Raw genomic sequence first — 14,576 nt, 5'->3', positions numbered from 1 at the left:
TCATTTCCTAATTACCTCCACCCATTTACCATTGGTACGGGTGTTGTAGCGGTTGCTGTACATTGCCTCAGCATAAGTACCCGGCAGATAATAGTGTCCCGCATACGAAGCATTCAGCTTGAGCTTGATATACTTCGTTTGTTTGGCTTTCAGCGACAAGTAGAAATTCGCACGGTCGTCACGGAAATCAGTGTAGTCTATATAACCGTTGCCATCACCTTCATCATAGTCAGTAAATCGGGTGTTTACAATCTCCCAGCCCGAAGGGATAATTTGGGTGAGTGCTACATTGTCTACTCTCTCCCCTGTGAGGTTTGTAATCTCAATAGTAGCTATAAACTGAGTGCTTTGGCGCAAATTGGTCACATCAAGTGTGTGTCCGTTGTTATCGCGGTAAGTCGTGTTGAGCGAAAGTCCGTTTTGCATAGCGAGCTCTTTGCCTACAGGTAATATACCGCTGGTAACGAGGCGTACATAGAGGGTTTGGTTGCCGTTGTTCTTCACTTGTAAAGTCTCATTGCCTTTGGCTACAAGCGTCTTCTGTAGTATTGGCTCGGTAGATTTTAAGTTTTCGGTTTTGCCACTAAGGGTATAACTAGCTGCTATATTTCTACCGCTCTTGTTCTTTTGTACGTATTTTGCCATTGCATAAAGCGAATAGGCTGTAGTTTGCGTGCTGAGCCAATCGTTAGTCGAGAGCTTTTCTGCAATCTCCAATGCCCAGCGTCCTGCATCTTCTTTCCTACCGATAAGCAAAGCAGTTTCCATTGCCATTGCTTTATTGCGCAACACCGAGCCGTAATAGTTATCGGCATCGTCGTCTATGGAAGTGGTTTGGAAGAGCTTTTCAGCGGTTTGCTTTTGTCCGGCAAGAGCGTAGGCAGCTGCCAAAGTGCGTTTAGCGTTAGGAGTGAGCTCACTGAGTTCACGCAAGCGGTTCATAGCGCCTATGTTAGGATTTCCGGCAAGAGCCAAAGTATAGAGGCGATAGGCTTGGGCAAAATCGTTTTGGTATTTACCCTCGTAACGCCATTGGCGCGCCTCATTGTTCTGATAGTCGAGCCAACGCTGTTTGCTACCTGAAGGCAATACATAACCTTTCTTCTCAGCTTCTACAAAAAACTGACCTATATAGGAGGTTACCCAATCATCGGCATACTTGCCGCCTTTCCAGTAGGTAAATCCTCCATTAGAGAGTTGGTTTTCATACAATTTGCTAATGGTAGCACTTACATTGCGGTTTACCTCATCGGCTTTTTCTTTAGAAAGGGTTACAAAGTCAGCTAAGAAAAGTTGAGGAAACGCCCCTGAGGTGAGTTGCTCGCTACAACCGTGCGGATAAGCGATAAGATAACCTAAACGCTGGGTGAGGTTCACACCTGGGAAGCTCGATACTTCTAATACAGTCTTGGCTTTTTCACCAAAGAGATTGATATTGAGAGAATGCGACTGTCCGCCCTGCAATACGGCGTTTTGTACTACATAAGTAACGGGATTAGGGTTGTACACATTCATTTCCACCTCATAAGTCGCTTTTTCTTTACCCGAAGTAGCAATGATTTTTACCTTACCAATACCTGTTTGCGAGGTGGTTTCAAGTTCAAAGTAAGCCATTTGCTCCCCTGTTTTATCGAAGTGCAACTGTTGGTTGCGTGTGCCTACTACTTTAAACAAGCCGTTAGTCTCTACTTGTAGCGATACGTTCTTCACTTGTTTTTCCATAGCAAAAACGGTTACCGGCAACACAATTTTCTCATTAGGCACAGCTTTGCGTGGTAAGGAACCCAAAATCGATAGCGGACTCACCACAGGTATATCCTTTTTCTCAGCACTGCCATAGGCGTTACCCTTTACATCGCTGGCTACTACCATCACACGAGCAGAACCCATATAGTTAGGAATTTTCACGGTATGGGTATTGCCTGCTCCTTTTTTTAGTTCAAACGGACCTCTAAATATTACGAATGGCTTGAAGCGGTTTGCTTTCTGTGCATCGGCACCGCCTAAATCTTCGTCTCCTCCTATACTGAACGCTTGATTGATAGTACCTCCATAAGCACCTATTACATCATCGTACACATCCCAAGTCTTTACTCCAAGAGCGGTTTTGCTAAAGAAAGTATTCCAAGGGTTAGGAGTTTTGAAGCGGGTGAGGTTTAGGAGTCCGTCTTCTACGATAGCCAAAGTGTACGTCATCGGTTTACCCGATTTCTCTCTTACCTTGATGCTCACTTTTTGGTTAGGAGTCAAACGGTCGGGCATTTGGATTATAGGATTAAGGACGGTATTCTTGTCTACCACCTTCACCGGTATCACCCCATAGAGGCGTATAGGCGCATCATTGAGCGTTTTGTTGTGTGGTTGCAAGAGGGTAACATAGAAATACACATTAGGCGTCATCTTATTGGTGATAGGTACCTCAAAAGTAGTTTCTTTATTAGCGGTCTCTACCCAGTGAGTTTCGAGTACATCGTTCCCGTTTTCTACCGAGATGAGCGCGCGACCGCCTTTGTCTGACGGGAAACTAATCTTAGCTTTTTCACCTACGCTGTATTCTTTTTTGTTAGTACCCAAAGCGAGCATTACCGCTTCACTACCTTCACTGCCTCGCGATTTGCCAGTCCAGTCACCCCAATCAAAATAAGCAGTCGTGCCACACTTATGACCGCTTTGGTCGTCAGTGAGCATAATAAAATAGCGACCCCAGTCGGCATCCGGAATATTGAGTGTAAAACGTGCTTTACCACTGCTGTCGGTAGTGATGTTTTTAGTGGTGTAAATAGCATTGCTACTACTGCTATTGTAGGTAGAGATATTCTGGTTCGAAGCGTCCCACCACCAGTTCCAGCCTACTTTATACACGGTTACCGATACGTCTTTATGGCTGAGTGGTTTGCCGTCTTCGCTGAGTACTACTGCATCGAAAGTATGGTTTTGTTGGGTGTTGTAATAATCGTATTTGTTGGTTTCGGGCAAGCGTAAACCTACGTACTCACTATAAGGTGAGAAAGAGGCGGTACTCACATCGGTACTGAAATCGCCACCACTTTCGTTGGCTTGGGTGAGGAAGTTCACTTTTAGCATACCAGGGGCATCTAAGTCGTTCGTTCTGAAGTAGAAATTTGCATTCCCGTTGCTATCGGTACGCCCTTCAAATACGTTCATCTCTTCGCTCTCAAACTGATAAGCGCGATTGTTGAACACGTATTTTTCATAACCTTTGAAGGCAGTTTCTAAGGGGTAGAATTTTGCTTTCACGCTCACACCTGTATTACCTGCTGGAGAGCCGTGTAACCACAACACTTGCAAGCGCACATTGTCGCCCTTTTGACTGATAAGTTTACCGTTGAGGTTGTTCTCTATCTTCAAACGGTTAGGCTTAATGGTTTCAATTTTGATGCGTTTGCTGAATTTCGTAGCTCCTGCCGAGATACTCACACTCCAATTGCCCGTAGGCGCATCGGAGTTGGTTTTCAGTCCAAATACATACTGGTTGGTAGGGTTGCTACTCTGCATACGCTCGGCTATCACCTTTCCGTAAGGGTCAGTAAAGCGCAGTTTAATAGGCAGTTTTTCAGGGGTCTTTTGGGCAAAGTCATTCAAGATAAAGCCCACATAAATGCTATCACCGGGTCGCCATACGCCACGTTCGGTATAGATAAAGCCGTTGAGCCCTTTCTGTAAGCGCATACCATCTACATCGTATTTGCTTACCGACTGTGGTGCGCCGTCGTCTAACTTCACATAGGTAGTGAACTTGTCTTTCTTCACTTTCGCAAAATAAGCACGGCTACTGAGGTCTAAGCGCAATATTCCCTTACTATCGGTTTTGCCTTCTTGTATTTTCTGCTGTTGGTAGCTGAATACCTCTACTATTGCTCCAACTACTGGTTTGGTAGTGAGCAAGTCGTTTACTACTATGGTAAAGTTGTTCGTTTGTCCTTTTTTTACAATTACCCCAAGGTCGGAAGCAAGCACATTGGTACCCACCGTTCTGCCGTAGTAATAATTGTCTTTACAAGGACTATCCTCGTCTTCTTCCCAATAGAATTCTTCGTCGTAATCATAGTATTGAGAGTAGGTTACATCGTCGTCATTTAATGGTTTTTGTTCAAACGAAAGGTCAAGAGGTTCTTCGTTTTTAGCACCACAAGCGTAGAGTGAATAGTTTTTGGTCATTCCTAATTCTACTCGGTAAATTGCCCCTGGTTCGGGTGTAATCACCGAAGCAAGGTCGAGCGAATAAGTATTCCACTCGTTCAGCGGATAGAGCGCACTGTCATTCAGTTTGAGTACTTTTCGTGCAATAGGCTTGCCTACACGCTGTATATACGAGCCTCCGCCCAAATCGTTATCTTGCAAAAACTGAAAGATATTGTTCTCGAAAATGCGGTATACTGTTACATTCACCGCGCGCAAGTTGATAGTTTGGAAGTTGATTTTCAAATTCTGTGAGCTCGGTAGGATAGTACCGCTCTTAAGGAAGCGAATATCGGGTTTTTGCTGTAAAAATTTGATGTCAAAAGTCGCTTCTTTTTCCAAGCGGTCGCCATAGATATTCTTGATACCTTTAGAAACGTGCACCTTGTAATCGCCCTCTTTTTGTTCCTCGCGGAAGACTTTCACTACGTTGCCGTTTACGCTGTATTTCAGTGCAGTATTGGTATCGCTAAGGCTTATGAGTCCTGTAAAATCTTGTTCTTTTTCTAAGGGGTCAGAAAAGTTTACACTGAAAGCCTGGTTGGCACCGTCGGTTTTAGCGTTCAGTGCCTTGAATACCCCCTTTTGCGGAATAGTATAAGAGAAAGGTATGAGGTTTTCTTTAGGTATGTCTTTAACGTCCCATTTTATTTGAAGAGTTTGTTCTTTGTTGAGACGAGGCAAGCTGTCGAAGATAATTACAAACTTGTTATTAGTGCCTTGCGACTGGAACTTCACTCCTACTTTCTTCCCATCAAGAGTTGCTTTTAAAATCTCTTTAGCGGTTTCGTAAGGTATTTGGTCATTAGCCAAGAGTTCAGCACTAAGAAAATAATAATCACGGTTGTACGACTGTAACTCGTTTGACCTTACTCGAAAGGCTTGTTGAAAAGTTTTCACTGTAAAGTTGAAAATCTCCAGTTCCTTTTTTGGTACTGCATAGAGCTTCTTTACGTGAAACGACACGCGGTACTCTGTGTTTTGAGCCAAAGGTTTTTCAGGCATAAACTCTACAAGTGTAGGGTTTACGCACACCACTTTTCCTTTCACCTTAGGCGAAATTTCAAAGAGGTTAAGGTCGCTCACCTTGTCCATTTTGTCTTGCGACAAGGGTTCATTCAGTAGTATTTTTATTCCTGAGTGGGCAGAGATAAGCCCTGAGGTATACCCTGAAATATAATCTTTAAAAGCTAGTGGGTCGCTGTTGAAATTTACATTCTTCTTACAAGCGATAGCGACCAACAACGCTATCAGTACAAAGCTTATTTTTTTCATATTTTGATGACACTAATATTTTAAGGTACAAAGGTAGGAATTAATTATCAAATTAGCAAATGCTTTCTGAAAAAGCGTACCCTCTAAAAATAATACTTGTGTCGTTCACTTTAATTGCTTGTACTGTTACGACTGTTTGTGTGACTTGTACTTAATTAAAAATCTGCTCTAATATTTTAAAGGTGATGAGGTAGGTAGGCTTTACTCCCGTAGTACCCAAGCCTCCTGAGGCAAGAGTGCTACCAGTCTCCAAAGGATTGTCGGAAGCGTAGTAAGCATAACGCACTTTCACATCTTCACGTATGCTCTTGCGTATTTTTGATGCCGACTGTATAGCTTTTTGGTAATGTACACCTTCCATCTCCAAGCCTACTGCATTCCACGTAGAGTGTAGGAAGAATTTTAATATATCTTTGTTTTGTAGTGAGGTTCCCAGCACAGTAATCATAGAGCCCTCAAACACTTTTAGCCCATTACCTTCAAAGTCGGCTTTGGTAAATTCGTTGTGGAAAGGATAGTTATCTGCCGTACCTTCGAAGATGTGTGCAGTAGGAATCATCAGGTCTCCTTTCTCGCCTTCCAAGATGCCTGCCTTACCCATAATTGAGATAGAAAGCACGTCTAAGAAATAGGTCTTGCCTCCTTTGTGATAAGGTTTTAGGAGTTCATCTATGGTCTCAAAGGCTTGTTCACCAAAAGCGTAGTCCATTACTAATATCACAGGTTTTTCACCCTTTTCAAGGTGATGTACTTCGTATGGTGTATCTGTAAAGTCTATTTTGGCAGTGTCAAACAGTTGCACATCGATGTTCGTACCAGAAGTATCGTCTACCGAAATCATTCCGTGTTTATGAGCGTATTCCTTCACTTTTTTGCGTAAAGGTTCACTTTCGGGCAGACTTAGGAGCTCGAAGAGTTCTATACGTGAGTTTACTTCCACTTCTTTGGCAAGTGCTTTTTCAGCAAACAAGCTATTCATCACGCTGTGCATATTGGCACTGATGATGTGTAACGGGCGTTCTAAGAGTCCATTTTTTAGTAATATATGCTTGATGTGTTCCGCCCATATCTCTCCGTGCAGGTGATGCCCGATACGCTCGCGCAATACAGTGCTAAAGGTGATAGTGCGCTTATCGTCGTTTACGCGTTCGTTCAGAGCGAGCTTGCCTAACCAGTAAATAATGTGGATAAAGCGGTCGGGTAGGGTAGGAGTAGCTAAGGCTTTGTAAGCCCCCAGCACCTCTTCAAAAGTGCGCCCCAAAAGGTTGCCTATGTGTATAAAGGTAGCCTCACGCTCGGCAAGGGTGAGTTTATTCTTTTGTATATTGGCTTCTAATTTTGCCCAATCGTGCGAAATTTTATTGTCGTCTAACAGAATGCGGTCAGCGATTTTGTGTGACTCTATAAATAGGAAAGTAAGGTGCGTAAGCACGTCGTAAATATCCGAACGACCACGAGTGATTTCAATATTCATCTGCTCAGGATCTATACGGTAACAATTGCGACGACGTTTCGGTGGGATAATAGGCTTGAAGTGCGATTGGCGGTATCCCTCATCAGCAATTAGGTTGATGTATTTACACTGCTCAATCCCTTCAGGCAGACGGTCAAGTACGTAAATAAGCCCGTTCAGTTCCGATTTGCTCTCAGCAATACTGCCATAGATTTCTGGGCGCAATACCAGTAGTGATTCCCGTAGTGCCTCGCCCGAGATACCCATAGGTTTATAGAAACCCCTTGAAAAGAGGTGTCTCATCGTTACATACATACGCTCTATAGCGTTCGTTGATTCCTGTGCTCTACTTTTCATATAATTCTTCTACTTTCTCATAAACCAAATCCGGCTCCCAACCGCGGTACAGTAGGTAATTAGCCAGTTTAGCTTTAGCTTTATAAAGGTTCTTTTCTTTAATGGTAGCTTGTTTTTTCTCAGCCACTATCTCGAAAGTATCTATGTATTCTTCTTCGTCAATTTCTTCTAAGCCCACTTCAATATTGTAATCCGAAAGTCCTCTGGTTTTTAGTTCCCGTTCTATGCGCACGCGTCCCCATTTTTTGATGCGAAACTTACCACGGGCAAAGCTTTTAGCAAAGCGCTCTTCGTTTAGGAAGCCGTTCTGTATCAGGTGTACCACTATATCATCAATAGCCAAAGGTATCATACCCATCGCACGCAGTTTCGTTACTACCTCGAGGTGGCAACGTTCTTGGTAGGCACAATAGGCTTCCAGTCGCTCTTTTGCCTCTTGTATGGTATAGGTCTTTGCAGTAGCTTCCATTATATTTTGTAATTGGGCAAAGATACAAGAAAAGCTACCAATACGGTAGCTTTCTTTTAATAATAACTTCTTTACAATCTTTTACTAACTTAATTGTGTGGGAATTAGAGCTGTGATTAGAATATAGCTGCTAAATCTTTTTTGTACTTAGCGAGTAAAGCTCTTGTTATACCATAGTTTGCTTTAGTCGAGTCTACTACTAAATAAATGAAATAACTACCATTCGCTGAAATATCAAGAATGTGATTTTGGTCAGTAAGAACAATTATAATCTCATCTATTTTTTCCTTAGTAGCCAATCCTAATGCTTGAAGAGCATTTTGTTTAGCCTTCACTACCTCTAAGTTATAAGCAGATGCTAAGTTAGGATCAAAACTAGGATCTACTGATTCTGCACCGTAAGAAACCCCTGAACGTACTTCAGTTACTGAAACGGCGATAAACCCAGGAATGTTATTTTTTACATCCTGAATAAATTTGTCTAAAACGTTTGTCATCTTTTTGAAATTTTTACTTTGTGGATTAATTATTTACTTTAAAAAGTGAGGCATCGAGCGGATTTGAACCGCTGTAAAAGGTTTTGCAGACCTCTGCCTAGCCCCTCGGCCACGATGCCTTTTTATGTTTTGTAGTATCAGCGTGCAAAGTTACTACCTTTTTTTTAATTAGCAAGTTTTTTCTGTTTTATTTTTACACTCACCGAGGCTACGTCGCCATTAATAGGGGGATTGATTTTCGCAATTTCAAGTGTTATCTTCTGAACCTCAGAAAGCTCTTTGAATATCCTGTCTATAATGCGACCCGCTACGTGCTCTAATAATTCCGACCGTATAGCCATCTCTTCTTTTACAATCCTGTTCAAGTGTACATAGTCTACCGTGTCAGCAAGTCGGTCGCTCTTAATAGCTTTTTCAAGAGGAACTTTCACCTTCACATCCACGCGGTAATCACTCCCTATAATACCCTCTTCAGCAAGGCATCCGTGATTGGCGCGAACGCGTATGTTCTTTAAGATAATATGTTGCATTCTATATTGTTATACTACTATCGCTGTGCACATTTACAGTTACTTACTCCTTGGAATAGGTCAAGACCTAAGGTTATCACGTGAGTACCTGAGTTGTATCTGATAAGTTCGTTTAAGTGGAGTTGGTAAGAGTATGCAAAGTACACCATTCCGCGTTTGAGCCCCGCCATAGGACCAATGTTTAGTGGTTTGAAGATTTGGTCATTTAACGAGCGATAGTTCACCCCTACCCAATAATAATCGTCTAAATCCATCCAGCGGAATTTAAGGTTAAAATCAGTAGTAGAACGCCCGTCGCTTTCGTAGTACTGATAAAGTACTGAAGGCTCTATTTCAAAACGACTGTTCTTGTCTTTTTTATAACGGTATCCTGCGTAAACAAGGTAGTTGCGCAAAGCCTTAGGCTCTTCTTTGTAGAAACGCTCAATATCCTTGTTTAAGATGTTCAAACCCGATAGGTTTACAAACCATCTTTTATAGCGGTAAAGCACCGCTACATCAAAGTTGTGATTCACAGTAAAGCGGTCGTTAGTAACTTGTGGGTCAGGAATATTGTCGAACTTGTCGATATCAATCCTAAAAGTGTTCAAGGCATACGAAATACCAAATGAAATAAAGTGGTTGTCATAACGGTCAAGTGTAAGGTGGTGCGCAAACGTAGCTTTACCCCCCATTTGCTTGGTATTCCCGTTGCGGTCATTATAAAGCATAAGCCCCACGCCGCTGCGTTCTCCTAAACGCATATCTCCCGCAAGCGATTGATAATCAGGAGCGCCCTTAACGCCTACCCATTGAGTGCCTGCTGAAAGACGTATTCTCACAAAGTCCCCAATACCTGCATAGGTAGGGGCAATAAGAAATTCGCTATCTGCCAAATATTGGTTCATTTGTGGCAAGTTCAGCTCTTGCGAAAGAGCTTTCCCCCCCATAGTGCATAGTGCGAGCATTAACAATACTATTCTTTTCATTGTCGATAAAAATTTACTTAAACTATTTTCTTGCTATAAAATTACTAATTATCTCACAACACCTATATAGTACGTAGCTATAGTGTGCAAAATTTTCAGCAAATATACTCATTATTTTTTTACTGCACTATTTTTTTACAAAAAAAATGTGCATATTTAACACATTTATATTTTTATTAACATTTTTAAAGCTGTTTTTCAGCTTTTTATATTTTTATGTTTTGTGAATAATTAACATATAAAAATAGCCTATTTATACTTTTTTATGAAGATTATAATGCTAAAAACGGCTTTTAATACATTTTTTCATATGTGTAAAAAACACCGTATCTTAATAACCCCACCTAAACAATTTTAACGTTTCAAAATGATGATTTTTTTCTATAAACCATAAAACTTCTTCCTCACATCACTCTAAAATCACCCTTCCGGCATTACATTCCCCCTTTGAAGGGGGCTAGGCGGATGTTTTCCCCTATTGTCTACGCTCTAAGACCTCCTCCGCTGGCGCGAGCTTTTAGCTCGTGCTTTCACTGCTAATTCCCAAATTTGCTAATTTTTTAATTATTTCTTCTCTTTTCCGTCGCCATATTCCCCCTCATTGAGGTAGCCAGCGATGGCTGGGTATGTGCCCCACGAGAGCGAAGTATGTGTAAAGGGGGAAGTTTGTCACCTTTTCCAGCTTGTCCCCCTTCGGGGGTTCGAGGGCTTACCCAATAAATGATTCGCCACATTCCTCCTCTCCGAGTAAGTCCGCGAGAGATTTTCATCACATTTTCTTCGTCATTCGTCTCTCGTCATTCGTCATTTCATTATTTTTTCCGTCATACTCCCTCCTATTGCCTATGCCCTAAGGCCTATCACCTCTTCCTCTTTCTTTCGCCTCGAAACCCCATTTTTACCGTTTTTAGCCTTGTTATATTATGCTATTATTCAATCATTTATATACCCTTTCTATACCAATCGTCCAAGATTCGTATAAGCTTCCTATAAGCTCTCTATAAGCTAACCCCACCCTCCTTACAGCCTTTTTTCATCAAAAATCCTTCCTCTCCTCTTCCGAAAACCTCCGTTTTCTTCCGAATCCCTCAACACTTCCTCATTTTGCTAATTTTTTTCGCCTGCCGTGCTACGGCTGCCCGTGCGACTCGCACCTCATTTCCTAATGTTATTTGTATACAACCTAACACTTTTTTTCTTACCTTTGTAGCTTAATATAAAACATTCTTACTTTCTAAGTATACTAACCAATGAAAAAGCAACTTTTCTTTATCACACTCTTACTCCTTACCGCCTTTGCTTGTGCACAAAAAAAGCCTATTAAAGTGGCGTGTGTAGGCAATAGTATTACCTATGGCTATGGCATTGAAAACCGCGAAAAAAACAGCTATCCTTCGGTGCTCCAACGTCAGTTAGGAAAAAGCTATGAGGTGGAAAACTTCGGTCATTCAGGAGCTACTTTACTCAGCAAAGGACATAAGCCTTACATTCAGCAAGAAGAATACAAAAAAGCACTCGCCTTTGCAGCAGATATTGTGGTCATTCACTTAGGTATTAACGATACCGATCCCCGCAACTGGCCTAACTATCGCGATGATTTCGTAAAAGATTATCTGTCTCTCATCGCATCGTTTAAAAAAGTGAACCCCAAAGCGCGTATCCTCATCGCTCGTATGACCCCACTCGCACATCGGCATAAGCGATTCGAATCTGGCACCCGCGATTGGCACGCCGAAATACAACAAGCCATAGAGCGCATCGCTAAGCAAGCGGGCGTTCAGCTTATCGACTTTCACGAGCCTTTATATCACTTTCCTCAAATGCTCCCCGATGCGGTACACCCTAATGTTCAAGGGGCGGCTATCTTGGCACAGGTAGTTTACAGTGCCATTACAGGCGATTACGGAGGCTTGCACCTCCCCGCTATCTATTCCGATAATATGGTATTGCAACACGGTATACCTCTCACCCTGGGCGGTATCGCCAATACAGGTACTAAAATCACTGTGAAGATAGGCAAACAACAACTCACCACTACCGTCGATAGTAATGGCAAATGGCAAGTAACCTTATCGCCACTTACTGCCAAAGAAACCTATACGCTCCAAATTACAGCAGGTAAAGAAAAACGCACCTTTACCAATGTAGTAGCCGGCGAAGTATGGCTTTGCTCAGGGCAATCGAATATGGAGTTTTATATGAACCAAACTTCTACGGGCGAAAAGGATATTCCGCAAGCCGATAATCCTAATATCCGCCTGTTTGATATGAAAGAAAGGTGGCGTACCGACCCCGTAGAATGGAATCACTCAGTATTAGATTCGCTGAACCATTTACAATATTACCGCCCTACTCAGTGGCAAGTGTGCTCTCCTAAAACAGTAAGCCATTTTTCTGCGGTAGCTTATTACTTTGGGCGTACTCTCCAAAAAGATTTGGATATGCCCGTGGGGCTCATTTGCAATGCTGTGGGGGGCTCACCTACCGAAGCGTGGATTGACCGTCGTACTTTGGAATACAACTTCCCAAGTATCCTTTATAATTGGCGTGAAAACGATTTTATAATGGATTGGGTGCGCTCTCGTGCTTCCGAGAACATCAAAAAGTCTACGGATAAACTCCAACGTCACCCCTATGAGCCTGCTTATTTATTCGAAGCGGGAATACTCCCTTTAAATCATTATGCTATCAAAGGGGTAATATGGTATCAAGGCGAATCGAATGCGCATAACAAGGACGCTCATAGCAAGTTATTCCCTCTATTGGTGAAGAGTTGGCGCACTGAGTTTGGCAATCCACAAATGCCTTTCTACTACGTACAGCTATCCAGTATCAATCGTCCGTCGTGGGGTTGGTTTAGAGACAGTCAACGTCGATTGATGAAAGACATACCACACAGCGGAATGGCAGTATCTTACGACCACGGTCACCCCACCGATGTACACCCAAAGAACAAACAACCCATAGGCGAACGCTTAGCGCAATGGGCTTTGAATGATACTTATGGCAAGACAAATATAATCCCTTCAGGACCTTTGTTCCGTTCAGCGACTTTCAGTGGGAAAGTAGCCACAGTTTCTTTTCAGTATGCACAAGGCTTGCACACCGCCGATGGTAAGCCCTTACGTGGTTTTGAACTTTCTGACGGCAATGGTATTTTTTATCCTGCTACCGCCGAAATAGTAGGTGAAGAAGTGAAAGTAACCAGCAATCAAGTAACGACCCCTAAAGTCGTGCGCTATGCTTTTACCCCTGTTACCGACGCCAATTTAGTAAACCAAGCCAACCTCCCCGCCAGTACCTTTACAAGTGAAGAATAATGGTTAGAGGTTAACGATTAGTGATTAATATAAAGCAATCGCTTTTGCATCCCGTTTCCCCCTCTATTCCCTAATTTCCTCATTTTCTCATTTCCTAATTCTCTAATTTTCTGCCCGTGCGGCTCGCACCTCATTTCCTAATTCTCTAATTTTCTGCCTGTGTGGCTCGCACCTACGACTAAATAAGGCTTCCCGATATCTCATCAGGAAGCCTTCATTACTGTATAATTTAAATAGTTGCGGTGAAGAAAAATATCACCTTATGAAAAAACCTTCTTATTCTTGGTCTTAAAATGATGTTCTTAAAAACTCCCACAGAGGCTAAAAACAGTTTTTGTGTATCATTGTGATGAAGTTCTATCACTTATTTCTGTGGGAGACTGCCATTACTACTGATTATCTTTCACTACGTTTATTTCCACCCTACGGTTAATTTCCTTTCCGCGTTCGGTCTCATTGCTCTCAATAGGTCGTGTTTGTCCATAACCTTTGGCGTCGAGGCGTTTTTTGCTTACACCGTGGCGAGAAAGGTATTGTTTGATAGCATCGGCGCGGTCTTGTGAGAGTTTGAGGTTGTGCTCAGGAGTTCCGGTGTTATCAGTATGACCTTCTACTACAAAGTTAAAATCAGGGTTCTCGTTCATAATGATAGCAATGTTATCCAAGATAAACTCAGCCTGTGGTTTCACTACCGATTTATCAGTGTCGAACAAGATAGTCTTAGCATAAAGGTTTATCTGTTTCACCACGCGTTGGGTACGAGCTTCGCGTTCTTCTGCCGTTTCCACACGAGTAATCGCTTTGTTAGCCGATACGCGTTTGCGCTCTTTCTTTACCTTAGGTTCTTTTACCTTGGTGCGTTCTACGTGGTCTACAATAGGATTCTCACGGGCAGTAAGAGGCAATTTAAGCACCACACCAGCACCCCATTGGTAGTAGTCGTGACCGGTTCCACCTCCTACGTTGTAGGCAGTGTTCACATTGGCACCTACTACATCAGTAAACCAGAAGTTCACTCCTGCACCAGCGATAAACTTAAACTTGCTCTCGTTATCTACTGAGGCAATGCCTACACCCACTTGTGGATATGGGTCGAGCCAAGGCAATCCGTTCCATAAGCGGTTTAGGTGATAACGACCACGTACATCAAAAGCCCAATAACTCTTCGCATCGGTGAGTTTTGTTTCCTCTACATCGGGGAAGTAATTTTGGTCTTTCTTAATGCTTGCATAAGCAAAACCTGCTTCGGCAGTAATACCTTTTTTGATATATCGAGCAGCATTTACGCGGAAGCCCACATTCATATCAGGATACCCGAACCAGTCTTTTATTACACTTCTTTCAGGTACTTTAAAGTCTACGGTGCTCACGCCCGCTCCTACGAGCCAAGGGCGGTAGTTATCTTGTGCTGATAACACACCTGTGCTAAGGGTTGCTAAGGTAGCAACCATAAGTATTTTTATTCTGTTCATTCTCGTTTTGTTTTAGAAATTAGTTTGTCGTTACA

9 protein-coding genes and 1 tRNA gene are annotated in these 14,576 nt (G+C 42.5%); 1 reads left to right on the top strand and 9 read right to left on the bottom strand.

Annotated features, from left to right (window positions below; genetic code table 11):
- From C3V44_RS07395 to C3V44_RS12270, 8 genes are all read right to left on the bottom strand, one after another.
- Positions 1-5,475 carry an alpha-2-macroglobulin gene (locus tag C3V44_RS07395; RefSeq protein WP_106096033.1) on the bottom strand — a complete coding sequence of 1,825 codons (5,475 nt, stop codon included), beginning with the start codon at positions 5,473-5,475 and terminating at the stop codon, positions 1-3.
- Between the two features lie 151 nt (positions 5,476-5,626).
- Positions 5,627-7,285 (bottom strand): hypothetical protein, encoded by a 1,659-nt coding sequence (locus C3V44_RS07390; protein ID WP_106096032.1) that lies wholly within the window; start codon positions 7,283-7,285, stop codon positions 5,627-5,629.
- A complete protein-coding gene (locus tag C3V44_RS07385; protein WP_106096031.1) occupies positions 7,275-7,754 on the bottom strand; it encodes a regulatory protein RecX in 480 nt (159 codons plus the stop codon). The genes C3V44_RS07390 and C3V44_RS07385 overlap by 11 nt, the downstream gene beginning before the upstream one ends.
- Before the next feature lie 116 nt (positions 7,755-7,870).
- Complete coding sequence (locus C3V44_RS07380; protein ID WP_106096030.1) at positions 7,871-8,251, bottom strand: hypothetical protein; 381 nt, start codon at positions 8,249-8,251, stop codon at positions 7,871-7,873.
- Positions 8,252-8,299: 48 nt separating this feature from the next.
- Positions 8,300-8,370, bottom strand: a tRNA-Cys gene (locus C3V44_RS07375).
- 45 nt (positions 8,371-8,415) lie between these two features.
- A complete protein-coding gene (gene folB, locus C3V44_RS07370) occupies positions 8,416-8,781 on the bottom strand; it encodes a dihydroneopterin aldolase (protein WP_009411038.1) in 366 nt (121 codons plus the stop codon).
- Between the two features lie 17 nt (positions 8,782-8,798).
- Positions 8,799-9,749: a type IX secretion system membrane protein PorP/SprF gene (locus C3V44_RS07365; protein ID WP_009411039.1), complete on the bottom strand. Its 951-nt coding sequence runs from the start codon at positions 9,747-9,749 to the stop codon at positions 8,799-8,801.
- A 560-nt stretch (positions 9,750-10,309) separates the two neighbouring features.
- Positions 10,310-10,483, bottom strand: a complete 174-nt coding sequence (locus tag C3V44_RS12270; RefSeq protein ID WP_106096029.1) for a phosphinothricin acetyltransferase — start codon at positions 10,481-10,483, stop codon at positions 10,310-10,312.
- A 516-nt stretch (positions 10,484-10,999) separates the two neighbouring features.
- Here C3V44_RS12270 and C3V44_RS07350 point away from each other — a divergent pair.
- Positions 11,000-13,069, top strand: coding sequence for a GDSL-type esterase/lipase family protein (locus C3V44_RS07350; RefSeq protein ID WP_106096028.1), 2,070 nt, complete (start codon positions 11,000-11,002; stop codon positions 13,067-13,069).
- 389 nt (positions 13,070-13,458) lie between these two features.
- On the opposite strand, the gene C3V44_RS07345 is transcribed toward C3V44_RS07350, so the two are convergent.
- Positions 13,459-14,541 carry an OmpA family protein gene (locus C3V44_RS07345; RefSeq protein WP_106096027.1) on the bottom strand — a complete coding sequence of 361 codons (1,083 nt, stop codon included), beginning with the start codon at positions 14,539-14,541 and terminating at the stop codon, positions 13,459-13,461.
- Between the last annotated feature and the right edge of the window lie 35 nt (positions 14,542-14,576).

Source organism: Capnocytophaga sp. oral taxon 864, assembly GCF_002998835.1.
In the GTDB taxonomy this organism is placed as follows: Bacteria; Bacteroidota; Bacteroidia; order Flavobacteriales; family Flavobacteriaceae; genus Capnocytophaga; species Capnocytophaga ochracea.
Note: the sequence above shows the minus strand (reverse complement) of the source record. Positions and strands in the feature narration are given on the sequence as shown.